The following is a 26,659-nucleotide window of genomic DNA, read 5'->3' as shown; positions in this document are numbered from 1 at the left end:
CACAAAAAAACGCCGACTTTTTAGCCGGCGTTTTCTATCTATAATGGGAGTTGGTTAGAATTACTTCTTTCCTTCCATTTTCTCTTTCAACTCTGCCAAAGCATCCAAATCACCTAGTGTGGATTTTTCTGCTGGAGCTGGCATGTCTACGCCATCTTCCTTCTTCTTGGAAGCTTTCTTTGCAGGCTTTGCTTCCTCACGGAACATTGCCGTGTGAGAAAGAACGATACGCTTGTCGTCCTTGGAGAATTCAGTCACTTTGAAATCCAAAGATTCACCAACTTCAACCTGAGAACCGTCTTCTTTCTCCAAGTTTTTAGAAGTAGCAAAACCTTCTAGACCATATGGAAGCTCAAGAACTGCACCTTTGTCGTTTTTGGAAACAACAGTACACTTATGAACAGAACCGATAGGGAAAACAGATTCGAACGTATCCCAAGGGTTCTCTTCCAACTGCTTGTGACCCAAAGCCAATCTTCTGTTTTCTACGTCAAGTTCCAAAACAGCTACTTCTAGCTCGTCTCCTACTTTCACGAATTCAGAAGGATGCTTGATTTTCTTAGTCCAAGAAAGGTCAGAAACGTGTACCAATCCGTCGATACCTTCTTCCAACTCAAGGAACAAACCGAAGTTGGTCAAATTACGAACCACACCTTTGTGCTTGGTACCTACGGCATACTTGGTAGCCATATCTTCCTTAGTCCAAGGATCTTCAGTCAATTGCTTGATACCCAAAGACATTTTTCTTTCTTCTTTGTCAAGAGTAAGAACTACAGCTTCGATTTCATCTCCTACTTTCACGAAGTCAGCAGGGTTTCTCAAATGCTGAGACCAGCTCATTTCAGAAACGTGGATCAAACCTTCAACTCCAGGAGCCAACTCCAAGAACGCTCCGTAGTCAGCTACGTTAACAATCTTGCCCTTCACTCTGGAACCTACTTCAAGGCTGGAAGCCAAAGAATCCCATGGATGAGCAGTCAACTGCTTCATACCCAAAGAAATTCTCTTCTTGTCATCGTCGAAGTCAAGAACCACAACCTGAACTTTCTGATCAAGCTGCAATACTTCTTCCGGATGGTTGATACGACCCCAAGAAATATCGGTAATGTGAAGCAATCCGTCTACACCACCCAAATCGATGAATACACCGAAATTGGTCATGTTCTTGATCACACCTTCCAATACCTGACCTTTCTCCAGGTTGTTCAGGATTTCTGCTTTTTGCTTCTCGAGATCCTTCTCGATCAACACTTTGTGAGATACAACTACGTTATCGTTGGTGTGGTTGATCTTAACCACTTTCACTTCCATCTTCTTACCTACATAAACATCAAAGTCTCTGATAGGCTTCACGTCAATCTGAGAACCTGGCAAGAAGGCTTCTACACCGTATATATCTACGATCAAACCACCTTTGGTTCTTCTCTTCACAAGACCTTCGATCACGCTGTCATTTTCAAGCGCACTCTCGATGTCCTGCCAAGCACGAACGATCTTCGCTTTCTTACGGGAAAGGATCAACTGACCCAAGGCATTTTCCTGCTCTTCGATGAATACCTCCACCTCGTCACCAGGCTTGATAGACTCTAGGTCACGGAATTCGTTCACAGGTACCAAACCGTCAGATTTGAAACCAATGTTGATGATGACATCCTTGTCATTCACACCAACAACTACCCCCTTGATCACTTCTTTCTCAGTGATCTCGTTCAATGTACCTTCGTACATTGCAGCCATCTGCTCACGCTGAGCTTTGGAGTAGCCTTCTCCGAACCCTTTGGTTTCGAAGTTTTCCCAGTTAAATTCTTCTTTGTTAGACATAATAATAAAACTCTGAATTTCAACAGCCCTAGAGTCATCAGGCTGAGGTTTTTTAGTTATGGATTTAGCCATTTGGACAAGCCAAAAAGCCCCGCTCACCCGAACGGACTGCAAAGGTACTGATTTTCTGCCATTTCATAATCATCCTGTTTAAAAATGAATATTTCTTTTCATGGACCTTTCTGGCCACAATTGGATAATAAAAAGAGATGGCTTAAAATTGATTTCAAATAAAAAGCCCCGAAACGCTTCGGGGCCTGTGCAAGCAAAGAGTTAAGAATTAATTATAAACCCAAAATTACACCATATTCTTAGCAAATGAAAATCCTGAGAATCCTTTACACCTGCTATGCCGCTATCCTCTTTGTCGCCCTAATGCTGGTTTTTGGGTTATTCATCGTCTTACCGGTTCTCCTCAGTCCGAAGGGTGGCAAACTTTCCATAAAATTCATTCGCTATTGGGCTGGAATATGGTCATTCCTATGTGGGATAAGATATGAGATATATGGAAAAGAAAATATCGATCCTTCCCAGCCCTATATCTATATATTCAACCACCGCTCTTTTTTGGATGCCCCTATTATTCCTATAGCGATCCCTCAGGAAATTAGAGCTTTGGGAAAGAAGGAACTTTCCAAAATTCCTGTCTTTGGGCAAATAGTTGGCCGCCTCGCGGTATGGGTAGACCGCTCCGATGCAGAGTCCAGGAAAAACAGTGTCAAGAAACTGGTAGGGATACTGGAAAAAGGAATATCTATTGTTGTAGCACCTGAAGGGACCCGAAACAACACGGATGCCGAATTATTACCTTTTCAAAAAGGAGCTTTCAGGCTCTCTGTGGAGACCGGAATTCCCATCATGCCTCTAATCGTCCTAGGAGCTGATAAACTCATGCAAAGAGGTTCTCTATTGTTGAGACCTGGGAAAGTCAGAATTTATTTTTCAAAGGCCATGAATCCACCCAAAGCATCGGATTCCGCAGTCAATGATTTTACTATGAATTGCCGATCACGGCTGGAAGCAATGATTCTTACTCATGAGTGATCAGATTATCAAGTGATTTGATTTATTAAAAAAATTTTCATCCTTTTACTAAGAGAATAGTAAATTTTAAAACTTTTATTACTTTAGGATCAATTATTTAATCTACTCAAAATCATTTTTATGAAAAACATTAGAAAACACTTTGCAATTTTCTCTTTTTTTCTCATCAGCGCTTGTACGGTAGAGAATCCCCCCCCCTTTTTCAAGCGGAGAAGAAGTAACCGGAAAAGGGGATCCTGAGAGTCTTATGGTCTTAGGGAAAAAAAAAAGAAAACCCATTTACGATTGAGAATGTAAAGGCTGCAATCGAAATTCTTGAAAAAGAATACCAAAAAGAGAATAAGAGGCTTAATTGTTCCAATTGCTCATCAAGTCTAAGTCCAACTCACAGATATGTCAAATTTAAGCCTCAAAATTATGACCAGCTTGCTGCTTTAGATTTGACTAATTATGATTTATGGGATTACCCATTAGATCAAGACGTGCAATTTATCGGGGATTATTACCATGACCCAGCGGTCGGACCGGACGGCATCACATATTTTTACACCTTAGTACCATTCCAATACCCGATATCAGTCAATGTTCCATACGACATAATTTCTGATGTTTATTTATATCATGAGGACGATGGCGATATTCAGGATGCGGATCCATGGGATCCAACAGGTCCAGGATGCTATGATCCTGCAGACACGGATCCTGCTTGTGCTGTAGCTAAGAAAAAATCAGTCAACAACACATTGGAAGCCACAAAAGCACTAGATAACATGGGAATTGACCGGATAGAACTTTACAATGTAATGATGGAACTGTCTGGAAACAAGGATGAAATCCTGGATCCAACCGAAGTAAAAGCAAGAATTAATACAACCAATACCGCTGCTGGAACTATAAAAATCAGGGATAATTCAATTAATGTAGATGTACCATTGGGAGGACTTTTGGTCAAAACCAGAAGATGGTTTAAACTTCGAAGAGCGCTGACTAGATCCAATGGGCAATACTCAATCTCTGTCAATTATCGAAAAAAAGCAATTGTTTCAGTTCACTTTACTGATGGGTCCAAAAAAATTAGAGGGCTTAATAATCTCTGGAAATTTTGGCAGTTTGCTATTCCTGTTAAAAAGACTTTGGGAGAATTCAGTACGGCAGAGCTGGAGAATGTTTCTTATACATTCCCATATAATTCCGACCCCAATAGCAACGCGGCTGCACAGTGGGTAGCAGGTCATACTTGGAATACAATTAGAGGTGCCAGCCTCAAAAACGGCCAATTTGGAATAAACTATGCGACTGATGCTTTAAATATCTGGATCTCTTCTCGAATTACAAGTTCGGCTTCAGCCCCTATGCTTAGAACTTTATTCAATACTTCCTTAATATCTAGTGGTATTGATTTTTTCTTGTTGGGCACAAGCGGATCAATGGGGGTAGCTGCAAAACAAATCCTGCAAAACCTATTACCTGATATCACCTTAAGATACGGTGATAGTGAAACTCAAACTAGATCTGCTGCCCAAATAACAGAAACCATATACCATGAAATGGCTCATGCTACCCATTATACCCTTGTTGGGAACGGTTATTGGACAGATTATATTTCCTACATTATATCCAATGGAGGATATGGTACCAAAAATTCAATAGGTAGTGGCCGAATCGCTATTGCGGAAGCCTGGGGAGCTTATATTGGAGGGCTATATGGAAGTATGTATTATGGAAGTTTTACTGGAAATAGTAATGCCCAGTTTGTGTATAATAATTTACTAAACAACTTAGAATCACAGAAACCATCAGACACATCCAACTCAAACTATTGGATCCCTAGAGGGTTGTATTATGATCTCACTGACACAGGTGAACCTTCAAGCACAGGAGTTGTAGACAACGCCAATCTTTATACTCCTGCTATGATTTTCCAAAGTCTAAATAGTGAAGTGCTTTCAGTCGGACAGTTTAAAACAGACCTTTTGAGTAGAAACAATAATCTGCAATCCACTCAGGTAAACCAATTAGTACAAAGCTATGGGTACTAGCAAAATAATAAAAAAGGCTGGGCTAATTGCCCAGCTTCTTTCCTTATTAATGCTGGCTTCATTTTCTTGCGCAGATGAGGATACACTGTATCTGAGCAAAGAATTTCAGTTGCCAGTGGAAGTTATGCCCCAAAAAGAGATTTACAAAGTTGGTGATACCATCATTGTTAATATAAATTTCTCCAAGATCTTATCGGATAGAGAAAACACTATAACATACCTCTTTGAAGAATATGATTTTGGTACTTCCGTAAGGATAGTTGAGCTTATTGATAAATCTCAACCCTTAGGTGGACAACCAGGTGCAATTGAATCGTTTCAGTTTATTAATCAAATTGGAGGAATTTATCCTTTCGGATCTGGAGGAGGAGAACTAGAACTTGTTTTTACTGGCGAAAATTATGTCTTCTCAGGTAAAATGATCGTGAAAAAACCGGGAGTATTTAATATTTCATTTTTATGTGACTTTTCAAAACCTGCTATTGCATTAGATGCTCCCTCTGGCTACAAAAATATAGTTGCTGGTGTTGGTCCAAGTTTCACTTTGGTAAATTCTGGTATTCCATTTAATTATCACTTATTTCCCAAATATACAGCTTCCCAATTTGATACATCTGATAATTCAAGCTCGCAAGCTAGAAGCTTTTTCCCTTTTGTGGTTGAAGAATAACATAATAAATAAGTATATATTAAGCCAATTCAAAGTTAACCTTTTAGGTAGAAATAATAATTTACAATCCACCCAGGTAAATCAATTGGTACAGAGCTATGTTTACTAAATCAATAAAACCCGTTTTTGTTAAATTTGTCAATCTATTTTTATTGCTTGGGTTGTTTTCATTTTCCTGCACCGAGGAGGACACCTTATACTTGAACAAGGAATTTTCTTAATATTTAGAGTAAAAAGCCAATGGAGGCAATGATTCTTACTCATGAATAATCTGAGGTGCTTCGGGCTCTTCAACCAAAAGATCCCCCGTCAAATCCTCAAATGCCACATATATCGCCATATAAGAAAAAGGTCCCGTAATCAGCAGGCCAACTCCCAAAAAGAGTAATCCAACAATATTAATCACCAAAAGCAATAAGAGGAAGGCAAAAAACCTCCACCATATTTTAGTAATCAGCTTTCGGCTCAACTCCATGGAAGTCCAAAACTCCGTTCCTGCAAAAAGCACAAAGGGCATGGCAAAGCTATAGGCAACGCCCAGATAAATTCCCGGTAAAATCAAGGCTAAAGCTCCCAGAACGGTAATAATTCCCACTACGATATTTACCCCAACTACAGGCAACCAAAACTTGAAGCCGTCAAAGCAATTCCCAAATTGAACTTCCTCTCCCCTACTGATCCGGTTGGCTACCAAATAGAACCCCGCCGTAAGTGGAGGACTAACCAAGAGACTGATTATTGTGGAAAAGTCCTCTAAAAAAAATGCAGACCCCGCAGAAATTGCCACAATCAGCACAAAAAAGGAAATCAAAATCAGGGGCTGGGCTTTAAATAATTCCCAACCCCTCTTGAGGGTATGATCTATATCAAAATTAATCGGTGAATTGAGCAATTGCTCTACTTTTCTGGGATTGACCAATGCTTTATTATTTGGTGAATACTTCTAATATATCGTGCTTGGTAATGATATGAATTTTTTCGTTTGAATCACGGACCAAAACGGCTTTTTCTTTTTCTATCATGGAAGAAAGCACATCCAAAGTACTATCCAAAGCCACAAACTGCATGGATGGCTCCATGATTTCCTCTACTTTTCCATCCTTCAATTCGGGACTTTCTATGATTTTGGAAAGCAACTTGGTATCTGTCAGACTACCTACTACTTCCTCTCCATCTACGACTGGGATTTGGGAGACACTTGCACGGTTCATCAATGCAATTGCAGCTTTTACTGAGTCTGATTTATTCACAGCGATCAGCTGATAATTTGCAGGTCGCTGTGCAATGATATCCCTGGCGGTAGAGAAGTTTTTATCCTCCAAAAATCCATGGTTCCTCATCCAGTCATCATTGTACACCTTTCCAAGATATCGGGTACCATGATCAGGAAGAATGATGACCATTGTATCCCCTTCTTTCAGGTTTTCTTTGGCATATTCCAAAGCCCCATGAACAGCGGAGCCACATGACCAGCCCACAAAAAGGCCTTCTTCTCTCGCCAGTCTTCGGGTCATGACGGCCGCATCCTTATCCGTAACCTTAACAAAATGGTCAATTACATCAAAATTGACATTCTTGGGAAGAATATCCTCCCCTATTCCCTCGGTGAGATAAGGGTAAATTTCCTTCTCATCAAAAATCCCGGTCTCCTTGTACTTTTTGAAAACCGAACCATAGGTATCAATCCCAACAGTTACGATCTCAGGGTTTTGTTCCTTTAGAAATTTGGCCGTTCCGCACATGGATCCGCCTGTTCCCACACCCGCTGCATAATGGGTGATCTTTCCGTCTGTATCTCCCCAGATTTCAGGCCCTGTAGTTTCATAATGAGCTGCAGAATTGGACATATTGTCGTACTGGTTCGGATAAAAAGAGTTGGGAATATCCCGGTTCAGTTTTTTGGCAACCGAATAATAGGATCTGGGGTCGTCCGGTGTGACATTGGTTGGACAAACAATCACCTCTGCCCCCACAGCCTTCAAAATATCTATCTTTTCCTTGGACTGCTTATCCGCCATGGTGAAAATACACTTGTAGCCTTTAGCCACTGCCGCCAAGGCCAAACCCATTCCTGTATTCCCGCTTGTCCCTTCGATAATCGTCCCCCCGGGCTTCAGCAATCCTGCTTTTTCTGCATCCTCCACCATTTTCAAAGCCATCCGGTCCTTCATAGAATTTCCAGGATTGAAGTATTCTACTTTCACCAAAACTTCACCTTTGATGTCTTTGGCAAGTTTATTCAACCGGATCATCGGGGTATTCCCGATGGTTTCAATGATAGAATTATAAATCATGGTAGTTATAATTTGGGTCAGTCAAAATTAAAGTTTTTTTCCATCCCCTGAGGGAAGAAAGGGTATTTAACCACATAGATCAATTTTTATATCCCAGAATAAAGGGATAAATCCGAAAAATCCTAAAATCAAAAGCCGGAATCTTACTCCCGGCTTTTGCTTCTTTCTTTTTTCAAATGCGAAAAAAAACATTTTCCGATTAGTTCATATAACTATCCCGGATAGACTTAAACTCGGAAGTTGCTTTCCAACCCGGCCACAAGGAACTGTTTGCAAGATATTTTCCCACATTATAAAGTAACTGTACATCATCAACAGCCCCGTCCAGATTCCATCTTGAAGGATCGTATTCATCTGAAGGCTTGTGATAATACTGTGCTGTATAGTTGCTCTGGAGTTCTTTTCCATACTCTGGCCCTTTTTCAAAATGGTCAATCCCGGTACCAAAATACAGGGCTGGAATTCCAATTTTGGCAAAGTTGAAATGGTCTGAGCGGAAATAATACCCAGCAACTGGATTAGGCTCCGGAGCACTATATCGTCCCAGTTTTTCCAATTCCTGATTCAGCAGATCTTCCATCTCTGACTGTCCCACACCAATGATGGACACATCCTTCATTTTACCATAAGGATTGATCCCATCCATATTGATATTGGCTACGGTTTTCTCCTTGGGATAAATCGGATTTTGGGCATAATACGCAGAACCCCAAAGCCCTTGCTCCTCAGCTGTCACAGAAAGAAAAACCACCGACCGCTTCGGTGTCGGATCGGTTTTAAAGGCATTGGCCAAAGCCAACAAAGCTGCAGTACCTGATGCATTATCCAGGGCACCATTGTAAATACTATCTCCTGTTTCATCAGGTTTACCAATTCCGAGATGATCCCAATGCGCAGTATAAATAATGTATTCATCCGGTTGTTCTGCACCTGTCAATTTCGCCACCACATTTTTGGATGTACTGTAGGTAGCATTGACCTTCATAGATGAACTTGCCTTCATATTCATAGGAACAGGCTGAAAATCTGCTTTTCTTGCCTTTGCAAGCATTTCACGCTCATTCATTCCTGCCATTTCAAAAAGCTTATTGGCTACCGGAAGGGTAACCCATCCCTCAAATGCAAGCTTATATCCTTCTTTACCTCTATCATCTAGGAAAAGCTTAGGAGAATTCCAGTTATTCTGCACCACATTGAATCCATATCCAGCCGGTATGGTATTGTGAACGATCAAACAACCTAAAGCTCCTTGACGGATTGCTTCCTCATATTTATAGGTCCATCGTCCATAGTAGGTCATGGTATTCCCTTTGAAAAGGGAAACATCCTCTGTTCCAAAGCCAGGATCATTGACCAAAACAACCACAATTTTTCCTGTGACGTCGATATTCTTATAATCATCCCAACCATATTCAGGAGCGACTATTCCGAATCCGGCAAAAACCATTTCCGCATCTTCAAAACTAAGCTCAGGGTCTGTCCTTTGAGTCCAGATGACATAGTCCTTCAAACCTTCCAATTCCAGACTTTCAGTACCTGACTGGATTGTCATGGTAGAAGCAGGAATTGTTTGGATGGATACCATTGGTACATCTTGGAAGTAAGAATCTCCATTTCCTGGTTCCAAACCCATATTTTTAAACTCTGCCTCCAGATAGTTTACGGTGATTTCCTCTCCTTCTGTAAAAGGCATTCTTCCCATAAATTCATCAGAAGCAAGTTTTTGGATACTGGGCTCCAAGTCAGCCACCTTGAATTGATAGGGTTCTTTTGTCCCACAACTCCAAAGAGTAGCTCCAATAAGGACTGCTGCGATCAATTGATTTTTCATAGAATTGGTGATTTTTCAGCTTATACTACTCACAAAATAAAGGGTTTTGGGATTCCCATAGACTTTCCTGAATTTAAGTTCTTCAAATCTATCAAAAGTCAAGCATGAAACCCTCATCCAAAAACCTAATACTCCTATTATTTCTATTTGTCCACATTCATGGATTTTCCCAGGAAAAGAAACTCCGACTAGCTATTGCCGGACTTACCCATGGGCATGTGGGCTGGGTACTCCAAAGTATGAATAGAGGCGATTATGAAATTGTCGGTATTGCGGAGAAAAACACCCAGCTTGCCCAAAAACTGGCCAATCAATATGGTTTTTCCATGGATTTGGTTCACGAAGATCTCCAGCAAATGCTTGAAAAAACCCAACCGGAGGCAGTTGCAGCTTTTGGAAACACCTTTGACCACTTGGCTGTAGTAGAATCGGCTGCCCCGCGAGGTATCCATGTGATGGTGGAAAAACCCCTTGCTGTAAGCCTGGAGCATGCCATGAAAATGAAAGAACTGGCAGACAGACATCAAATCCACTTGTTGACCAATTATGAAACGAGTTGGTATCCCAGCAACCATAAAGCCTATGAGCTGGTTCGAACCGGAACAGTAGGTGAAATCCAAAAAGTCATCGTTCGAGACGGTCACCGGGGACCAAAAAAAATCGGGGTCAGTCCGGAATTTCTGGAATGGCTCTCGGACCCCACCTTAAATGGCGGGGGAGCTTTGATGGATTTTGGATGCTATGGAGCCAACCTCATGACCTGGCTGATGAATGGGGAAGTTCCGATATCAGTCACAGCAGTTACCCAGCAACTTCAACCAGAAAACAACCCGAAGGTAGAAGACGATGCTACGATTATTGTCAATTATGCACATGCCCAAGTAATCATTCAGGCATCCTGGGACTGGCCTATTGGAAGAAAAGATATGGAAATCTATGGGATGACCGGGGCAATATTTGCAGACAACAGAAACCAACTGAGAGTTCGGATTGCCCAGAGATACGACGGTTTTGATGAACAGATTTTCAAGCTTCCCGAAATGGATCCTCCCTACCCTGATCCATTTTTATTGCTGAAGGCAGTAGTCCGAAATGAGCTGGAACTGCCCGAATACGACTTGTACGGGCTCAAAAACAACATGGTAGTAATGGAAATTTTGGAAGCAGCCCGAATAAGTGCTTATGAAGGGAAAACCATTTTTCTCAGCAGATAAAAGTGCTTTCTAAATGACTCTAAAATATTGGTTTCCTGATTTATATCATTGGATTGACGGTAAGGATTTTTGAGTTTTAATCAAGATTAAAATAGGTTTTAAAACTAAAAAATTACAACCATGGGCACAGTAGCAAGAAAAGACAGAGGACTTTGGCCAAAAATGGTTAAAGACTTCTTTGGTGCAGAAAATCCATTTGATTGGACTGATAAGTTTTGGTTACCGGAAAACTCAGTGGAGGTTCCCTCTGCCAACGTAATCGAAAATGAAAAGGAATTCAAATTGGAATTGTCTGCTCCGGGTTTTGGAAAAGAAGATTTTAAAGTAGACGTTGAAGATGGAGTTTTATGCATCTCAGCAGAAAAAGAAAAATCTTCCGAAGAGGAAAAAGAAAATTACCGTAAAAAAGAATTTTCCTATTCCAGCATCAGGAGATCTTTCACCCTTCCCGAAAATGTGAAGGAGGATAAGATTGACGCCAAGTATGAAAATGGTATTTTAAAAATTGTTCTCCCTAAAATGGAGGTTATGACAAAAAAACCTGCCAAAGAAATCAAAGTGGGTTAAAAGCAGTTTGTTGGCAAAAAAGAAAAATAGCCCTGGAAATTTCCGGGGCTATTTTTATGCTATATACCATTCTTATTCCAAACCTTCCCTATCCAAAAGATAAACCAAAGCTGTCATTGCTGCGGCTCCTAACTCCAACTCCCTTTGATCCACTGCCTCAAACACATCTGCAGCAGTGTGGTGATACATAAAATAACGCTGGGAGTCCGGATGTAAACCAACGAGCAAAGGTCCCTGATCTCGAAGAGGTCCAATATCTGCTCCTCCTCCCGGCACATCCAATTTCCAGATATTATACGGCGTAAAATACGACTTCCAGGATTGAAGTTTTTGACGCTGCTTGTCTGTACCGGTTGAAGAGAATCCAATTGGTAAAAAACCTCCTGAATCAGACTCAATGGCCGCAATGTGATTTTCACCTTTTTCCTTTGCCACACGGGCATATTCAGTACCTCCCCGCAATCCATTTTCCTCATTCATCCACATCACTGCACGAAGCGTCCGTTTTGGTTTCCAACCCAGTTCACGGTACAACCTCAACACCTCTATTCCCTGCATACAACCTGCTCCGTCATCATGAGCTCCTTCTCCAACATCCCAGGAATCCAAATGCCCCCCTACTGCAATAATCTCATCCGGTCTCTCACTTCCCCGGATTTCCCCTATCACATTATAGGAAAGCACTTCTTCATGCATCTTACCATGGGACTCCAAATAGACTTTCAAATCCTTCTGGTCCTTCAATAAACTCGAAAGAAGTTCAGAATCCTGGGTACTGATCGCCAACGCCGGAATTTTGGGATAATCCGGATTATATCGCTGATTTCCGGTATGAGGGATATCGTCTATTCTGTTGCTCATGGATCGTACCAAGACTGCTTTGGCTCCCAATTTTGCTGCTTCTGCCGCTCCGGAACCACGCTGTCCCACTGCTCCGCTATAGGCCTGAAAGGTATTGACCAAAGTAGGGTCCATAGGACCATTGAGGAAAACAATCTTTCCTTTCACCAGATCACCAGCGGCTTTCAAACCATCCAACCCTTTGACTTCCACTACCTCTCCAACCAAGCCCCCTGTCCCCGTTCCCTCGGTATTCCCCAGCGCAAGAGCACTCAACTCAACAGACCCCAGTTTATCGGAATTAAGGACTTTCACCTCATCCTTTTTGCCCCTCACCCATTTGGGTACCATCACTGGTTGCAGGTAAACGGTATCAAATCCATAACTTTCCATTAGCTGCTTGGTATACTCCACAGCAGCGGCGGCTTGAGGAGATCCAGATATTCTATTGCCAATTTCTTTGCATAGATACCTCAGGTTTTCATAGGTATGCCCATTGGAAAGCTCCGTATCAAAAATGAGTTTGATATTTTCCTCATGGGATTGCGACCACACCAGATTGGGCAATAAGATTAGACTCAGTAATATTTTTTTCATCATAACCAGGATTTGTTCAGAATTTAGGGAAAGTTCAGAAAGTCAAAAAAAAGAATCTGTCAAAGCCTTAAAAAAGAAATGTAAGGGGCTATCAGGGAATTTCAGTAATTTCCGTTTCTACTTATTCCAACAATCACATGAAGCACCTACTCCTTCTTTTCTTTCTGAGCCTGCCTTTTGTTACAGCCGCCCAAAACCAAACCAAACCCTATCTCAATCTTGAAGATGCCCGTAGGATTACTGCCGCCGCTGAGGAAAAAGCCAAGGCAGAAGGCCGGAACGTAGTCATTGCCATCTTGGATGATGGAGGCCATTTGCTTTCCCTGATCCGAATGGATGGCGTACAAATCGGCAGCGTGGATGTAGCCCAGGCCAAAGCGAAATCCGCTGTCTATTTCAAAAGGCCCACAAAAGTCTTTGAAGATGCTATGAAAGGTGAAGGCAGCGCCAGAATAGGTGGACTTCCTGGCGCTGTAGGTGTGGAAGGAGGACTTCCAATTTTCAAAGACGGGATAATCGTCGGATCAATTGGCGTATCCGGTGTCACTTCTGCACAAGATGGAATCATCGCTGCAGCTGGATTGGCAGCTTATTAAATATCCCATTTGATAGTGAACAGCCCATACCTAGGCTGCACTAAGTAAGAATAGGTACTGATCAGGCTTTCGCTAAAGCTATCTCTACGAATGGATCGGGTATCCAGGATATTCCAAACAGAAAGTTGGAATTCCCATGGACTCTTTTTCCCTTGGTAAATCAAAAAAGCATTTAGAAAATCAAAATCGCTTTGAGTTCCGGTAGCCTTGTTGAGGTAGGCATTATAGGTATAATCAGACTTGAGCTTTAACCCTTTGAAGATATCCAAGTCGATTTCCAGCTTTGGGCTATGGGTGGTAAAGGTGTTCTGAATATTTCCTGAATTGTAATTGTTGGCAGTAATCGCATATCCCAAATCCACCTCCAAAACTTTGAAAAAAGTCGTTGTCAACTTGGTATCATAAGTTTGTGAAAACTGTCTGTTTTCAGTGGGAAGATTCCCAAGAAACAAATTGGTTTTATAGGCATTCCATCTTCCTCCAACCTCAAACTTCATTTTATTGAGGGATTTATCCAGTCGAATATCTCCATTCAAAGTTTCATTGATCGGTTCCACATTGATCAGACTCAACAGCCTGTTAATTCCGGAGAAATCAGTGATGGTGGTGATTTCATTTCGCTTTCTTTGGTAATTCATATTTCCAAAAAGAGTCAGTCCGGAAAACATGTCAAAGTGATTATAACTCAAACTATGGTTGGAAAACAGTCCATTGTCAAGCGCTCGGTTTCCCTGGAAAATGGCATTGTAATCCTGTAAAACATACCCCTGAGCAAGCTTTTGGATATCCATGAAATTGGCTTCTGTTTGGAATCGATAGGTCAGGGATTTGTTGGATTTAATATTCCACTTCGTATAAAGTCCCGGAAGAATCAGAGTCTTATCAAAATTCATTTCATCGGTAAATTGAAGGTCTCTCCAAGCGTATCGATGTAAATATGCGGAAGGACTGATAATCCATTTTCCCCACTTGGTCTTCCAAGTCATCCCCAGATAAAAGTCCTGAAGGCCAAATTCATTGTCATTGTCAAATTCCTCGAAATTTTCCTGACTTCCCTCCTGATTCAAATTACCGGTAAGGGATTGAAAAAGGTTTTGATATCCCAAAGACCAGTTCAAATGATTGGTAGGGTTTAAGATGTAATAGTAATTCAAAGCTCCTTCCAAGGTATGGCTACTAATTTCCTGATTTTGGAAAAATCGGTAAGATTCCGAATCCTGAATCGGATACATTCCTGCCAAAGGCTTTAGGTTGGAGGTTAAATCAAAAAGAGGATCGTTGAATTTCCTTTCCGCGTTAAATTCCATGGAAAAAACATGGCTTTCATTGGGAGCATGAAACCAATCCAACCGATGCTGCCAGCTGTATGGATTTCTGGTATTTACTGCTCCGATATTTTGCTGATTTTGACCAACTGTAGAGTTCAACCAGTTGCTGTTTTCAATATCAGACAGTTTTCCAAAGAAGCTGTACTTCAGGTAGGTTTCTTCTTTTGGGGTATAGGTCAAGGAATATTTCCCCAAACCCGATTTATTATTGACCCGACTTGCAGAATTCAAAACCTCCTGGGTATTCTCTTCGGAATTTAGGTAGGTCCGAAGGGAAGAACTTCCAAGTTGATTATCTGAAGTGGATGCAATCAAAAAACCGGAATGTCTCCACTTTTTGCTGGGTGAAAAATTAAAATTCAAGGCACCCAAGGTAGTTTTCAGATCAAAGGCATTGGTGCGAGTGGCCATGGGAATACCCAAATCATCGCTGTTGAACTGAACTCTGGAGCCTGATCTTCCACCAAGACCAGCCATTCCTCCACTAAATCGGAAATAATCCTGCAAGGTGAAGGTTTGCTCGCCTACATTGTTGGTTCCTCCGATGAGGTTTATATTCAATTTTGGAGCATAGTAGAAGGTATTTGCATGTCCAAGGTATCTTTCCTTAGGTCCTGCCCCGGCGGTCAAATCACCGAAAACCATGTTCTTTTTCCCATCCTTCAACTGAATATTCAAGGCTAAAGTCTCGTCATTGTCCAAACCTCGAACAGGAGCGATTTCATTGAAGTTTTTTAATACCTGGACTCTATCGACAGCATTTGCAGGCAGGTTTTTGGTGGCCAATTTGGTATCTCCATCAAAGAAAGTTTTGCCATCCACAAGCACTTTATCCACCTTTTTACCCTGAACTTTTACTTCCCCGTTTTCGTCCACTTGAAAGCCCGGTAGCTTTTCTAAAACATCTTCCAGTTTCCGCTCATTTCCTGTTGTAAAAGCATCCGTTTTGTAGGTCAGCGTATCCCCTTTCATAGTGACAGGCAATTCCGAAACCACCTCCACCAAACCCAACTCGGTATCGGCCTGCTCCAAAACGATCAACATGGGGACTTCAGAATCCCATTCCTTTACAGGCATTTCAAATTGTCGATAACCCACAAAAGATACCCGCAACAAATATTCATTGCCTGGAGCCAAGGTGATTTTGAATCGTCCTTCGTCATTAGAAATACCAAAGCCTCCGATCTTTTGAGTGCTTTGGTTGATGGCGACCACATTGGCATAGGCAATGGGACGGTTAAGCGAATCCAAAACCTGACCCACAAGGGGCTTATTTTGGGCAAAAGCAGAAAAGGTAATTCCCGTAAAAAAGAGAATCACAAAAAACCGGTTCAAAAAAGGCATAGTTGGTTTTGCTTTTTGGTATTAGTTGCCAATTCTGATCGTGAACTGATTTCCTTCTCCTGGTTTACCCTGGTAACGGTTCATCATCTGCTTCATACTTTCTTCCTGAACCTCTCTAAATTCTTCCCGGGTCACCTCTTTTCCTCTTTTGGGTCTGACAATGGCCACAGGTTCGGCGGAAGGATTCAACTCGATTTTTTCGCAGATGAGCGTTCTGCCGGAGTTTTGCAATTCCAGAATCAATCCTGGCAATCCAAAATAATTTTCAGGGCCATGTGGAACCGGAATTTCGGGTGTAAACCAAGCCGTCACTTGGATGGTATCCTTCACATTTTCCATTTCCGTCATTCCGGTGGAAAATCGCTGGGAATCCACAATCCGTGTATACGTGGCCTTTTGGGCAGAATAATTCCCAATTTGTTTGGTCTCCCCGGTCAATTCCCATTCGGCATTCTCCAGAGCGTCCTTGATCAGAAATTCCTTTCCCATGATTTCCTGCTCCTGTTCAAAAGTTTGGTCAGCGATGTTTTTATACAATACCCGATCCTGGCTACCTGTATTGATCACAATTTGCATCCCTCCTGAAGAAGCTGTTGCCGGGCCTCCCCCCAAACTTTCAACTTGCTTCCAGTTGGATTCGATTGGATTGAATGACAATACGTATTCCCGCTCCATCTGCTTTTTAAGCTGGGCCTGGATTTCTGCCATTTGCTCCGGAGCCATCTGAGTGGAGTCCAACGAAAATTTGAAAGTAGAGGAGGACTTATAATAGGCTCTTCCCGTAATCCCTTGTGCAAATCCTTCTGATGTCAAGGTGACAGCGGCGAAAAGGGAGATAAATAGAATAAATTTTACTTTCATACTTGTTTCGTTTACCATGCAAATCAATATAAGCATTCCAAAACACTGCGTTAAGCACTGTTAACGTGTGTTAAGGTGGGTTTTATCCCTTTAATAATGCCCCTAATTTAGCAAAATGAAAAGGCTGGAATTCAAGCGAATTGGTATTCTGATCGGAGTGACCTTACTCTTTGCGATTGGCATTCAGGCGTGGCGCATGGTTTCCCAGTTTAAGGTCATTCAGTCCCAATTAACCAGTGACATTCAGGAAAGCTTGGACAATGCGGTGGAGAATTACTATGCGGACTTGGCAAAAACTGACTTTGTGGCCATTACTGATTTTTCCGGACCGGAAGACTTTCAGAATCTAGATAGCCTTTCAAATTCCGGTCGGATCACAAAGGTTAAAATTGATCATGTGGACACCTTGGGGGGATTCTTGAATAGGGTAACGGAACACAATAAAATTTTTGAAACTTTAAGTAAATCGAACGGAAAAGGGTTCGATTCCATTTTTTGGTCCGAAATAAAATCTGATACTTCCTCCAAATTAATCATCGTGGACTCTACCAAACGAATAGCGGTAGACAGGAAAAATGATCTTCAAATTTTCTTTGGAAAAAATCAAACGGATAGCATCGATCAACTCAAATTCCTAACCAGTAAAATCATTATTTCCATCACACGAGATAGCTTGGATTTTGACAGAATCAATGGCTTCCTTTTCCAGGAACTGGAACGGCGAGGAATCCATATTAATTACCGATTGGTTCAGTTAGGAGGAAATTCCAAAGAAGACAGCACGCTCCTTGCCAATACTCCGAAAATGCCATTTAAGACTGTTTCGAGATCAACTTTCCTTCCTGCTGGTCAGAGTTTGATGATGTATTTTGAAAATACCGCCGCCACAATTTTGAAGAGAGGTCTGGTGGAATTGCTAACCTCATTGGCATTTTTGGCCATCATAGCTTTTGCCTTCTATTACCTCTACCAAACCATCAAAAACCAGAAGGAAATCGCTGAAATCAAGCAGGACTTGATCGCCAATATTACTCACGAGTTTAAAACTCCGATTGCCACGACCCTTTCTGCTATTGAGGGAATTGAGCAGTTTAATCCCGGAAATGACCCACAAAAAACCTTGAGATATCTTGGGATTTCCAAGTCACAAATGCACAAACTCAACCAGATGGTGGAAAAGCTTTTGGAAACGGCAACCTTAGATACCGATCAATTGGTATTGAAAAAAGAGGCGATTGATCCGGAACCTCTCTTACGCCAACTCGTCCAGAAGTTTCAGACTTTGGCACCGGAGAAGCAAATTGACCTGATTCTTCCGGCGAATTGCAAGCCTATTTACGCTGATCCTTTCCATTTTGAAAATGCTCTCTCCAACCTTCTGGATAATGCCAATAAATATGGGGGAAATGAAATCAGAATTTGCTTGGATCAGAATGGGCTGAACAAAATCCGAATCCATGATAACGGAGGAAATATCAGTTCTGAGCAAAAGGAGCGGGTTTTTGAGCAGTTTTACCGAATACCGAAAGGCGATATCCATGATGTCAAAGGCTTTGGAATCGGATTGTACTACGTGAAAAAAATCCTGGAGAAGCACGAAGGCAAAATCGAACTCGAAACCGGGAAAAACTCCACCACCTTTATCACTTATTGGCCATGAGCAAAATCAACGTACTGCTGGCAGAAGACGAACTGGCCCTCGGAATGATCATTCAGGAAAGTCTGGAAAGCCGGGATTTCAAAGTCCGCCTATGTCCCGACGGGCAAAAAGCCTGGGAATCCTATCAGGCCCAAAAGCCAGATATTTTGGTTCTCGATGTGATGATGCCCAAAAAGGACGGATTTACTCTGGCTGCCGAAATCCGCAAAATCGATCCCCATACTCCGATCATATTCCTGACTTCCAAGAGTCAGACCGAGGATGTGGTCAAAGGCTTTGGCTTGGGAGCCAATGACTACGTGCGCAAGCCTTTCAGCATGGAGGAACTGATCGTACGGATCAAGGCCCATTTGGATCGACTCCGAACCCGACAAAATCAAAGCGACTGGATTGGAGTGGGCAAGTATGAATTTCATCCCACTCGTCAACTGCTCAAATTGGAAGAAACTGAAACACCCCTTACCGCTCGGGAAAGCCAACTGCTTCAAATGCTTTTGGAAAATGCAAATGACATCACTGATCGGACGCTGATTCTAAATCAAATCTGGGGTTCAGACGACTTTTTCAATGCCCGCAGCATGGATGTCTTTATCACCAAGCTCCGCAAAAAACTCCAGGACGACCCAAATATCCAGATCCTGAATGTGCGGGGGTATGGGTTTAAGTTGGTGTGTTAACAAGAAAGCCTTTCCAAAACACGAAGCTTTGGAAAGGCTCAAAATATAAATTTAATGAGTAGACCTTTTTAGATCGCAATCTCCTTTTCCCCTGCCTTCTTCACCTGTAAAGCTCGCTTGGTTACTTTCAAATCCCGGAAATACCCGATCGTTCCGATATCGACATAGAGACCTACAAAGCCTTTCTTGGTTTTGCCCACCATTTTGTCCACGATAAAGGAAGAATACTTCAGGTCGTTGATAAAAAGCTCAGCAGTTTCTCCATTAACTTCAATTCGCATGGTGATCCACTCGTTCAAGGCCACAGGAGCAGATCCTTCATATTGATAGGGAGCGATCTTTCTTAACGTATCAAACTTGTAATCCGGATAGGAAAAATACTGCACTGCATGGTTTCTAAATCGCTGATTGGAGGACCTTCCAACCTTTGGCCGTACATAAATGCTTTCAAAAGCAGAATCATCAGGTGCAACTCTGAAAAATAGACCAATAAATCCTGCGATTCCGGAATATGGAGCTGGGTCTTTCAATTGGCTGTACATTTTTACTTCGATTGTACCATTCTCAAAATCCTCCAAGCCAATCAATCGGGCATAGTGAGGCTCATCGACCGTTGCTTCGACTCGTGTAGAATCAAAAGGAATTGCATTAAGATCGCGTTCTATCTTTAGTACTTTTTTGCCTTGGAATTTAACGATCTCGCCGGTGACATTGTGAAGTTCAAACTCTTGGTTTTTGAGTTTGAGTACTTAGGCATTTGCAAGAAATCCTATTCCCAAGGTCAGCAAAAATGTATTTAGAATTTTCATGTCATTTTATTTAACTGATGCCACAAAATTCCTAAAAAGGGCTCATCCCTACCCTTAACCTAGATTAAGAAATCAGCCTTTGATTTGGATATTCTTCCGGATTTTGCTCAGAAACTCAGGGGTGATTCCCAAGTACGAGGCAATTTGGGTATTGGGTAGTCGATTACTTAAATGGGAATACTGTTCCAAGAAGTCCAAATACCGCTGCTCAGCAGTGGAACTGAAGTTTTGCAGGACCCGATTCTGAAGCTCGATGTACTTGTGCTCTATCATCACTTTAAAAATCCGGTTAAGCTTGGGCACCTCGATAAAAAGAAAGAATAGATCCTGCTGCTGAACCTGAAGGATTTCTGAGACCTCCAGCGCTTCGATATTCAGTTGGCTAGTTTTCTGGGTGTAAAAACTGGAAATATCAGCAATCCAATCATTCTCTGCCGCAAACTGAATATTGTGCTCAAAACCTTTGTCATCAACCCCATACATCCGAAAGCAGCCTTTCACCACAAAGGTGTAGACTTTGCACACCTCTCCAGCTTTCAGGAGTTTTTCCTTACGCTTGATTTTCTTTGGAAAAAATTTGGCATCGATCAATTCCCTTTCCTTTGAGGAAAACGGCATGAATCCTTCCAAATACTGAATCAAATCCTGGTTAATCATAGAGAAAATTAATCAATAAAATATGATCTAGAATTTAGAACTCACTTTTCTACCGGCAATCTGGCCCCAGTTTCTTCCCACCAAGATTCGATCTTTGCTTTTAATCCAGAAACCATTTCAGGCATTTTTCCAGAGAGATTATTTTCTTCCATCGGGTCATTCTTCAAGTCAAAAAGCTCAACCTTTTCCCCTTCGAAATAATAAATCATCTTGAAATCTCCAGATCTAACGATGGTGTGGGGAGTCACATCCGGTTCCCGATAATGTGGAAAGTGCCAGAATAAATCTCGATTCAACTCCTCTTTTTCCCCGATCAAAATTGGCCAAAGACTACTTCCCTCAAAACCAGCTTGGTTTGGATTTTCACCCAAGGCATCCAAGATCGTGGAGATCCAATCCATGGAGATGGTAGGCATTGAGGAGGAAACATTGGATGGAATTTGATTGGGAAGACTGACAATAGTCGGAATGCGAATCCCCCCTTCATAAGGATATCCTTTATACTCCCTTAAGCCGATATTCCAGGTTACAGGATTGTTCTTGTTTCCAATAAGCCCCCCATTATCTGAGGTGAAAATCACCAAGGTATTTTCTCTTAATCCTGTTTGATTTAGGTAATCCAGTAGCTTTCCAACATTACTATCCAGGTTTTCAATCAAAGCTGCGTACACCGGGTTTCTTTGTTGTCCGGGAGTTTTTTGACGGTATTTTTCCACCAATCCCTCAGGCCCCATGATCGGAGTATGCACCGCATAGGGCGCCCAATGCACAAAAAAAGGCTTTTTGGAATTGCTCTTCAAAAATCCGATGATTTCGTCAGATTCCCGATCGGTCAAGAATTCATCGGTTTTCCGAGGGGGTAAATTTTTGATTTGGTAAAATTCTCGTGGGGTTTGAGGGATGTAAGGATCAAAATAGCTGGGAGGTTGCCCCAGATCATTTCTCCAATATTCACATCAAAACCCTGGTCCTCTGGATGGATTCCTTCCTCACCCAAATGCCACTTACCGACATGAAGACTGGTATATCCCAAAGGTTTCAGTCGTTCAGGAATCGTTTTTTCTTCCAAGGGCAGAAAACCTTGAATCTTTGGAGTCTTCAACGGTTTATCTTTAAACTCCTCGTATTCCCCGGGTAATCCAGAAGTGGAATACCCCTGAAATTTTGCCCGAATCCAATCGGTAATCCCGATTCTAGCTGGATATTTCCCGGTCATCAAAGCCGCTCTGGAAGGAGAACAAATCGAGGCTGCCGCATAAGATTGCGTAAACCTCATCCCCTCTTTTGCCAATTGATCCAAATTGGGTGTTTCATAAAAATCACTTCCAAAAATACCCAGATCCGTAGCCCCCAAATCATCCACATGGATCAGGAGTACATTCAGTTTTTTATTTTCCTGTGAAAAAGCCTGGTTGACAAGAAAAACCAAAGCCAAACATAGTAATGAACATTTCATAGGGACAATAAAAGAAAAAGTCCGGAAAACCGGACTTCAAATTAATACTTTAGACTTCTTAGATACGCAATACTTTTGGGCAAAGCCTCCAGTTCGTGGTCGCTTTCATCTTCGATAAACATGTGCTTGATGCCGATTTTATTGGCTTCTCTTAGAATGGCCGGAAAATCCAATTCTCCCTCACCCAAAGGCACATCGTTTTCAGGTCCTGTGAGTCCGGTCATATCCTTAGGAGCTCCCTTTTTGAAATCTTTGAGATGCAAAGACACCCATCGTTTGCCGTATTTTTTCAACAGAGCCGCCGGATCTCCTCCACCAAAATGCGTCCACATCACGTCCATTTGTAGGGATACATATTTAGGATCCGTGTTTTTTACCAAATAGTCAAATAGGGTCTCGTTTCCATAGGGCTGAAACTCGTACCCATGGACATGGTATTTGAAGGTGATTCCATTCTCCCTCAGTACTTTTCCACCTTCATTGAATACCTTGATCGCACGGTCTGCGTCCTCCTTGGAGAACTGACCCCGCTTGTGAGGAATCCAGGCACACATCACATACTTGGCTCCCAATGCTTTTGCCCGATCAGCCACGGCTTGTGGGTCTGATTCCAATTGCTCAAAACCTGTCCCGGTTGAGGGAATGGAAATCCCCCGATCTGCCAACATATTCTTAAACTCCTCTGGACTTACGCCTTGAGGTGCTCCACCTTCAAATTCTGTAAAACCCATTTGTTGGATAATATCTAAGGTAGGTTCTACTCCATTTTTCCAATGGTTCCTGAAAGTGTAAGATGCAATCCCCAAAGGAACTTGAAACATGGGATCGCCCTTTTTCTGGGCATTAGATTCTTGTGGAAACAGGGTCCAAGCCAAGGCCAGGATCAATAGGAAATAGGTTTTTTTCATAGGGTTTATTTTAAGTCAATTGATATTTCAATAATCAATTGACAATTAAAGATTCTGCTTTTTCAATTCCTCCACTGCATAATTTGCCGCTCGGGCCGTCAAAGTCATGAAAGTCAGTGTAGGGTTCTGGGTACTTGCACTGGTCATGCTCGCACCATCCGTTACGAAGACATTTTTACAATGATGAAGTTGGTTGTATTTATTGAGCAAAGAGGTTTTGGGATCATTACCCATCCGGACTCCACCCATTTCATGGATATCCGAGCCGGGAGGTGATTTACGATCAATAACGTTTATATTTTTGAAGCCCATTCGCTCAAACATTTCGCTTTGCTGCTCTACAAAATCCTGGGTCATCTTATCATCGTTCTCTTTCCACTCCACCGACATGATGAGTTTTGGGATTCCATATTTATCTTTTTCATCTGGTGAAAGACGGATGTGGTTGGATTCTTCAGGCACCATCTCTCCCTGCATCCAAGCTGCCATGCTCCATAAACCATATTTAGGATTGAGCAAATTATCCCTTAATTCATCACCTATCAATTCTCCATTTCCATCCAATTGTCTGCTTGCTGACATGCCGATGGCATAACCTCTTAGGAAATCGGTTTCCTGACGATAAACATTCCGGAATCTAGGGACATAAGCATGACCGGGATTTCTACCGTCATTGAATTTATCCTGAAAACCTTCGAAAGTGGCATTTCCACTTCCCCGGTAATTATGACAAGTGATGAATTTACCCATCAGACCATTGTCATTCCCCAGACCATTTGGAAATCTTGAAGATTTTGAATTCAACAAGATGGCATTGGAGTTTAGAGTGGAAGCATTCAGGAAAATAACTTTCGCATAAAACTCTATTGCTTCCTTCGTATGCCGATCAATGACTCTTACTCCGATTGCCTTACCCTTTTGTTCGTCATATAGTACGGATTCTACTACAGAATCAGGCCTTATGGTCAAGTTTCCTGTTTTTTCTGCCCAAGGTAAGGTGGAAGCATTCGCCGAAAAATAACCTCCAAATACACATCCTCGGTTACACATATTTTGGTTTTGGCACTTATTCCTGCCCTGATCCTTGTGAATTTGCTGAGGGTCGGTCAGGTGAGCACATCGACCCTGCACCAAGTGCCGGTCATTTCCATAGAGTTCTTTGAGCTTTTCCTTGTAATATTTCTCAACACAACTCAGTTCAAATCCTGGCTGAACCACCTGATCTGGTAGCACATCCAAGCCATCTCTGTTTCCCGCAAAACCTACAAAAGTCTCAACATAGTTATACCAAGGCTCCATGTCCTTGTATCGGATCGGCCAATCCACCGCGTACCCATCTCTAGCAGGACCTTCAAAGTCAAAATCAGACCAACGCTGGGTTCCTCTCGCCCAAAGCAAGGATTTCCCCCCTACATGATATCCACGGAACCAACGAAATGGCTTTTCCTCAATATAAGGTTGCTCATCTTCTGCCAAAGCCCAATGCATGGTTTCCTCTCTTCTCCAGTTGGCAGCACCGATCCCGGATCTTTTCTCAATGGGGACCACACCACGAAATTCAAATTCCCAGGGGGCTTTGGAAGCTGTTGGATAGTCTTCAATATGCCGAACCATTCTTCCCCTTTCCAAAACCAGGGTTTTCAGTCCTTTTTCACAAAGTTCTTTGGCTGCCCAGCCTCCACTGGCTCCCGATCCGATTACTATCGCATCATAAGTGGTTTCTTGCCTGGCTTTCAGGTTAAGATTTGACATGGTGTGGTGATTTTGAGTTTTTGAAATCTGACAGAAAGAAATAAAAACCCTTTCTTTCTACCAGTCTTTAATTACAAAAGGTAGGAATTTGCTTTGAGCTGGTCAAATGGAAAGGATTCACCAAAAACCTCGATGCCTTAGGTGATTTTACAGATTTAAAGACTTATTTAACAACCTAACCCAGCTTTTCATTGATCCGAACCTTCGGATGAAAAGAGCCTGAAGACGGGGTTAGGTTGGTGAGCCTGATTTATCAAGGCCTCAAGCTCCTTTACTCTTTCTGGGAATTTGCCCGAAAGATCCGTGCTTTCAGACACATCCTCATTTAGATTAAATAACTCAATTTGAGTTTTCTCCGGGTCTTTAACATTTAGCTTGACCAACTTCCATCCATCTTTAAGGACGGCTTGCCTTCCTCCCAATTCATGAAATTCCCAATACAGGAAATCGTGCTTGGATTGATTTTCATTTCCAAGCAGGGTGGGTAAAAATGAAATCCCATCTATCCCCTCTGGAACTTCTGATCCTGTAATTTCTGCAAAAGTTGGCAACCAATCCCAGAATGCAGAAGGATGCTCTGAATGACTCCCTGCCTGTACCTTTCCCGGCCATTTCACAATCAAAGGCACTCGGATCCCTCCCTCGTACAAATCCCTTTTATATCCTCTGAAAGAAGCATTGCTATCAAAGAAATCCGGGTCAGCACCACCTTCCTGATGTGCTCCATTATCCGAGGTAAATATGACGATGGTATTTTCCTCAAGACCTAATTCCTCTAGCTTGTCCATTACAGCTCCAACATATTGGTCAATCCGCTCAACCATGGCGGCAAATGTCGCATGTGGATAAGCTTGGGACTGATAGGCAGGTATCACCATATCATCCCCATAATCCGAGCCCTTCCCGCCAATATGAGGGATTTCTTCTCCAAATTTTACCCTATACTTCTTCATCAGCTCATCATCCGGGGCTGCCAATTCTGCATGAGGCATCACTATGGGCATAAAAAGAAAAAATGGGGCATTTTGGTTTTCCTCAATAAAAGCCAGAGTTTTTTCCTGAATCATGTCCGGAGCATAAGTTGATTTCTCTGTCCAGCCATTTCCCGGTAGATTTATTTTTTCCTGATTATCCCAAAGGTATGCCGGATAGTAGCGATGTGCATAGCGCTGACAGTTGTATCCAAAAAACTGATCAAATCCTTGTCGAATTGGATCACCTGATGTACCGACAAAGCCAAGCCCCCACTTTCCAAAAGCACCTGTCACATAGCCTGCATCTTTCAGGATTTTACTTAGGTTTTGAAGAGTGTCCGGTAGAGGATACTGACCTTCTGGTTGAACTTCAAAATTCCCTCGAACAGGTGTATGACCCGTATGGAGCCCGGTGATGAAAGCCGACCTCGAAGGCGCACAAACCGGAGCTCCAGCGTAATGATTGCTGAAAAACATCCCTTCTTTAGCCAAGTGATCAAGGTTGGGGGTTTCTATATACTGCTGTCCAAGAAAACCCAAATCGCCATATCCCAAGTCATCGGCAAGGATAAATACAATATTCGGATTGGAGAATTCTTCTTCAGTCTTGGGTGGAGTTGAACAGGAAGCCAGAAGATTCAAAAAGCAGATTACAAGAAAAAAGGGGAACAAGGATAAATGCTTCATATTCAAATGTAAAAATTTATCCCAGTCAGGATA

General features: G+C 42.1%; 22 protein-coding genes. 8 read left to right on the top strand and 14 right to left on the bottom strand.

What is annotated here, in order from left to right; genetic code table 11:
• Window positions 1–60 precede the first annotated feature (60 nt).
• Complete coding sequence (gene rpsA, locus P2G54_RS15095) at window positions 61–1,821, bottom strand: 30S ribosomal protein S1 (protein ID WP_275872379.1); 1,761 nt, start codon at window positions 1,819–1,821, stop codon at window positions 61–63.
• Window positions 1,822–2,139: 318 nt separating this feature from the next.
• Between rpsA and P2G54_RS15090 the strand changes: the two genes are divergently transcribed.
• From P2G54_RS15090 to P2G54_RS15080, 3 genes are all read left to right on the top strand, one after another.
• Window positions 2,140–2,865 (top strand): lysophospholipid acyltransferase family protein, encoded by a 726-nt coding sequence (locus P2G54_RS15090; RefSeq protein ID WP_275872378.1) that lies wholly within the window; start codon window positions 2,140–2,142, stop codon window positions 2,863–2,865.
• Window positions 2,866–3,305: 440 nt separating this feature from the next.
• Window positions 3,306–4,904 carry a hypothetical protein gene (locus tag P2G54_RS15085; protein ID WP_275872377.1) on the top strand — a complete coding sequence of 533 codons (1,599 nt, stop codon included), beginning with the start codon at window positions 3,306–3,308 and terminating at the stop codon, window positions 4,902–4,904.
• Window positions 4,894–5,574, top strand: a complete 681-nt coding sequence (locus tag P2G54_RS15080) for a hypothetical protein (protein ID WP_275872376.1) — start codon at window positions 4,894–4,896, stop codon at window positions 5,572–5,574. Before P2G54_RS15085 ends, P2G54_RS15080 begins: the two co-directional genes overlap by 11 nt.
• Before the next feature lie 256 nt (window positions 5,575–5,830).
• Here P2G54_RS15080 and P2G54_RS15075 read toward each other — a convergent pair whose 3' ends face one another.
• From P2G54_RS15075 to P2G54_RS15065, 3 genes are all read right to left on the bottom strand, one after another.
• Window positions 5,831–6,493: a hypothetical protein gene (locus P2G54_RS15075; protein WP_275872375.1), complete on the bottom strand. Its 663-nt coding sequence runs from the start codon at window positions 6,491–6,493 to the stop codon at window positions 5,831–5,833.
• Between the two features lie 7 nt (window positions 6,494–6,500).
• Entirely contained in the window at window positions 6,501–7,868 is a 1,368-nt protein-coding gene (locus P2G54_RS15070) for a pyridoxal-phosphate dependent enzyme (protein WP_275872374.1), read from the bottom strand.
• Between the two features lie 199 nt (window positions 7,869–8,067).
• On the bottom strand, window positions 8,068–9,699 hold the full coding sequence (locus P2G54_RS15065; protein WP_275872373.1) for a M28 family metallopeptidase: 1,632 nt from the start codon (window positions 9,697–9,699) through the stop codon (window positions 8,068–8,070).
• Window positions 9,700–9,803: 104 nt separating this feature from the next.
• Between P2G54_RS15065 and P2G54_RS15060 the strand changes: the two genes are divergently transcribed.
• Together P2G54_RS15060 and P2G54_RS15055 are read left to right on the top strand one after the other, a co-directional pair.
• Window positions 9,804–10,913, top strand: coding sequence for a Gfo/Idh/MocA family oxidoreductase (locus tag P2G54_RS15060; RefSeq protein ID WP_275872372.1), 1,110 nt, complete (start codon window positions 9,804–9,806; stop codon window positions 10,911–10,913).
• Window positions 10,914–11,033: 120 nt separating this feature from the next.
• Complete coding sequence (locus tag P2G54_RS15055) at window positions 11,034–11,480, top strand: Hsp20/alpha crystallin family protein (protein WP_275872371.1); 447 nt, start codon at window positions 11,034–11,036, stop codon at window positions 11,478–11,480.
• A 72-nt stretch (window positions 11,481–11,552) separates the two neighbouring features.
• Here P2G54_RS15055 and P2G54_RS15050 read toward each other — a convergent pair whose 3' ends face one another.
• Window positions 11,553–12,917 (bottom strand): M28 family peptidase, encoded by a 1,365-nt coding sequence (locus P2G54_RS15050; RefSeq protein ID WP_345795479.1) that lies wholly within the window; start codon window positions 12,915–12,917, stop codon window positions 11,553–11,555.
• Window positions 12,918–13,054: 137 nt separating this feature from the next.
• Between P2G54_RS15050 and P2G54_RS15045 the strand changes: the two genes are divergently transcribed.
• Window positions 13,055–13,513 (top strand): heme-binding protein, encoded by a 459-nt coding sequence (locus P2G54_RS15045; protein ID WP_275872369.1) that lies wholly within the window; start codon window positions 13,055–13,057, stop codon window positions 13,511–13,513.
• Here P2G54_RS15045 and P2G54_RS15040 read toward each other — a convergent pair.
• Together P2G54_RS15040 and P2G54_RS15035 are read right to left on the bottom strand one after the other, a co-directional pair.
• On the bottom strand, window positions 13,510–16,185 hold the full coding sequence (locus P2G54_RS15040; RefSeq protein WP_275872368.1) for a carboxypeptidase-like regulatory domain-containing protein: 2,676 nt from the start codon (window positions 16,183–16,185) through the stop codon (window positions 13,510–13,512). The genes P2G54_RS15045 and P2G54_RS15040 overlap by 4 nt on opposite strands.
• A 21-nt stretch (window positions 16,186–16,206) precedes the next feature.
• On the bottom strand, window positions 16,207–17,046 hold the full coding sequence (locus P2G54_RS15035) for a GLPGLI family protein (RefSeq protein WP_275872367.1): 840 nt from the start codon (window positions 17,044–17,046) through the stop codon (window positions 16,207–16,209).
• Window positions 17,047–17,161: 115 nt separating this feature from the next.
• Between P2G54_RS15035 and P2G54_RS15030 the strand changes: the two genes are divergently transcribed.
• The gene (locus P2G54_RS15030; protein WP_275872366.1) at window positions 17,162–18,706 is read left to right on the top strand and encodes a HAMP domain-containing sensor histidine kinase; all 1,545 of its coding nucleotides are present in this window, start codon (window positions 17,162–17,164) and stop codon (window positions 18,704–18,706) included.
• Window positions 18,703–19,383, top strand: coding sequence for a response regulator transcription factor (locus P2G54_RS15025; protein WP_275872365.1), 681 nt, complete (start codon window positions 18,703–18,705; stop codon window positions 19,381–19,383). Before P2G54_RS15030 ends, P2G54_RS15025 begins: the two co-directional genes overlap by 4 nt.
• A gap of 68 nt (window positions 19,384–19,451) precedes the next feature.
• On the opposite strand, the gene P2G54_RS15020 is transcribed toward P2G54_RS15025, so the two are convergent.
• From P2G54_RS15020 to P2G54_RS14990, 7 genes are all read right to left on the bottom strand, one after another.
• Entirely contained in the window at window positions 19,452–19,961 is a 510-nt protein-coding gene (locus P2G54_RS15020; RefSeq protein WP_345795478.1) for a family 16 glycoside hydrolase, read from the bottom strand.
• 303 nt (window positions 19,962–20,264) lie between these two features.
• Window positions 20,265–20,849: a Crp/Fnr family transcriptional regulator gene (locus tag P2G54_RS15015; protein ID WP_275872363.1), complete on the bottom strand. Its 585-nt coding sequence runs from the start codon at window positions 20,847–20,849 to the stop codon at window positions 20,265–20,267.
• A gap of 41 nt (window positions 20,850–20,890) precedes the next feature.
• Complete coding sequence (locus P2G54_RS15010; protein ID WP_275872362.1) at window positions 20,891–21,685, bottom strand: sulfatase-like hydrolase/transferase; 795 nt, start codon at window positions 21,683–21,685, stop codon at window positions 20,891–20,893.
• Window positions 21,682–22,305 (bottom strand): sulfatase-like hydrolase/transferase, encoded by a 624-nt coding sequence (locus P2G54_RS15005; protein ID WP_275872361.1) that lies wholly within the window; start codon window positions 22,303–22,305, stop codon window positions 21,682–21,684. Before P2G54_RS15005 ends, P2G54_RS15010 begins: the two co-directional genes overlap by 4 nt.
• A gap of 41 nt (window positions 22,306–22,346) precedes the next feature.
• Window positions 22,347–23,213: a sugar phosphate isomerase/epimerase gene (locus P2G54_RS15000; RefSeq protein WP_275872360.1), complete on the bottom strand. Its 867-nt coding sequence runs from the start codon at window positions 23,211–23,213 to the stop codon at window positions 22,347–22,349.
• 45 nt (window positions 23,214–23,258) lie between these two features.
• Window positions 23,259–24,965, bottom strand: a complete 1,707-nt coding sequence (locus P2G54_RS14995) for a GMC family oxidoreductase (protein ID WP_275872359.1) — start codon at window positions 24,963–24,965, stop codon at window positions 23,259–23,261.
• A 188-nt stretch (window positions 24,966–25,153) separates the two neighbouring features.
• Window positions 25,154–26,626, bottom strand: a complete 1,473-nt coding sequence (locus P2G54_RS14990) for an arylsulfatase (protein WP_275872358.1) — start codon at window positions 26,624–26,626, stop codon at window positions 25,154–25,156.
• Window positions 26,627–26,659 lie beyond the last annotated feature (33 nt).

The sequence above is a fragment of the Algoriphagus sp. CAU 1675 genome (assembly GCF_029222925.1).
Taxonomy (GTDB): domain Bacteria; phylum Bacteroidota; class Bacteroidia; order Cytophagales; family Cyclobacteriaceae; genus Algoriphagus.
This window is presented reverse-complemented; position numbering and strand designations above follow the sequence as displayed.

Coding starts and splice junctions, on each gene's coding strand:
- P2G54_RS15060 (WP_275872372.1), top strand. CDS start 9,804: ATGAAACCCTCATCCAAAAACCTAATACTCCTATTATTTCTATTTGTC.
- P2G54_RS15035 (WP_275872367.1), bottom strand. CDS start 17,046: ATGAAAGTAAAATTTATTCTATTTATCTCCCTTTTCGCCGCTGTCACC.
- P2G54_RS15040 (WP_275872368.1), bottom strand. CDS start 16,185: ATGCCTTTTTTGAACCGGTTTTTTGTGATTCTCTTTTTTACGGGAATT.
- P2G54_RS15070 (WP_275872374.1), bottom strand. CDS start 7,868: ATGATTTATAATTCTATCATTGAAACCATCGGGAATACCCCGATGATC.
- P2G54_RS15050 (WP_345795479.1), bottom strand. CDS start 12,917: ATGAAAAAAATATTACTGAGTCTAATCTTATTGCCCAATCTGGTGTGG.
- rpsA (WP_275872379.1), bottom strand. CDS start 1,821: ATGTCTAACAAAGAAGAATTTAACTGGGAAAACTTCGAAACCAAAGGG.
- P2G54_RS15025 (WP_275872365.1), top strand. CDS start 18,703: ATGAGCAAAATCAACGTACTGCTGGCAGAAGACGAACTGGCCCTCGGA.
- P2G54_RS15080 (WP_275872376.1), top strand. CDS start 4,894: ATGGGTACTAGCAAAATAATAAAAAAGGCTGGGCTAATTGCCCAGCTT.
- P2G54_RS15065 (WP_275872373.1), bottom strand. CDS start 9,699: ATGAAAAATCAATTGATCGCAGCAGTCCTTATTGGAGCTACTCTTTGG.
- P2G54_RS15045 (WP_275872369.1), top strand. CDS start 13,055: ATGAAGCACCTACTCCTTCTTTTCTTTCTGAGCCTGCCTTTTGTTACA.
- P2G54_RS15000 (WP_275872360.1), bottom strand. CDS start 23,213: ATGAAAAAAACCTATTTCCTATTGATCCTGGCCTTGGCTTGGACCCTG.
- P2G54_RS14990 (WP_275872358.1), bottom strand. CDS start 26,626: ATGAAGCATTTATCCTTGTTCCCCTTTTTTCTTGTAATCTGCTTTTTG.
- P2G54_RS14995 (WP_275872359.1), bottom strand. CDS start 24,965: ATGTCAAATCTTAACCTGAAAGCCAGGCAAGAAACCACTTATGATGCG.
- P2G54_RS15030 (WP_275872366.1), top strand. CDS start 17,162: ATGAAAAGGCTGGAATTCAAGCGAATTGGTATTCTGATCGGAGTGACC.
- P2G54_RS15055 (WP_275872371.1), top strand. CDS start 11,034: ATGGGCACAGTAGCAAGAAAAGACAGAGGACTTTGGCCAAAAATGGTT.
- P2G54_RS15005 (WP_275872361.1), bottom strand. CDS start 22,305: ATGAAATGTTCATTACTATGTTTGGCTTTGGTTTTTCTTGTCAACCAG.
- P2G54_RS15090 (WP_275872378.1), top strand. CDS start 2,140: ATGAAAATCCTGAGAATCCTTTACACCTGCTATGCCGCTATCCTCTTT.
- P2G54_RS15015 (WP_275872363.1), bottom strand. CDS start 20,849: ATGATTAACCAGGATTTGATTCAGTATTTGGAAGGATTCATGCCGTTT.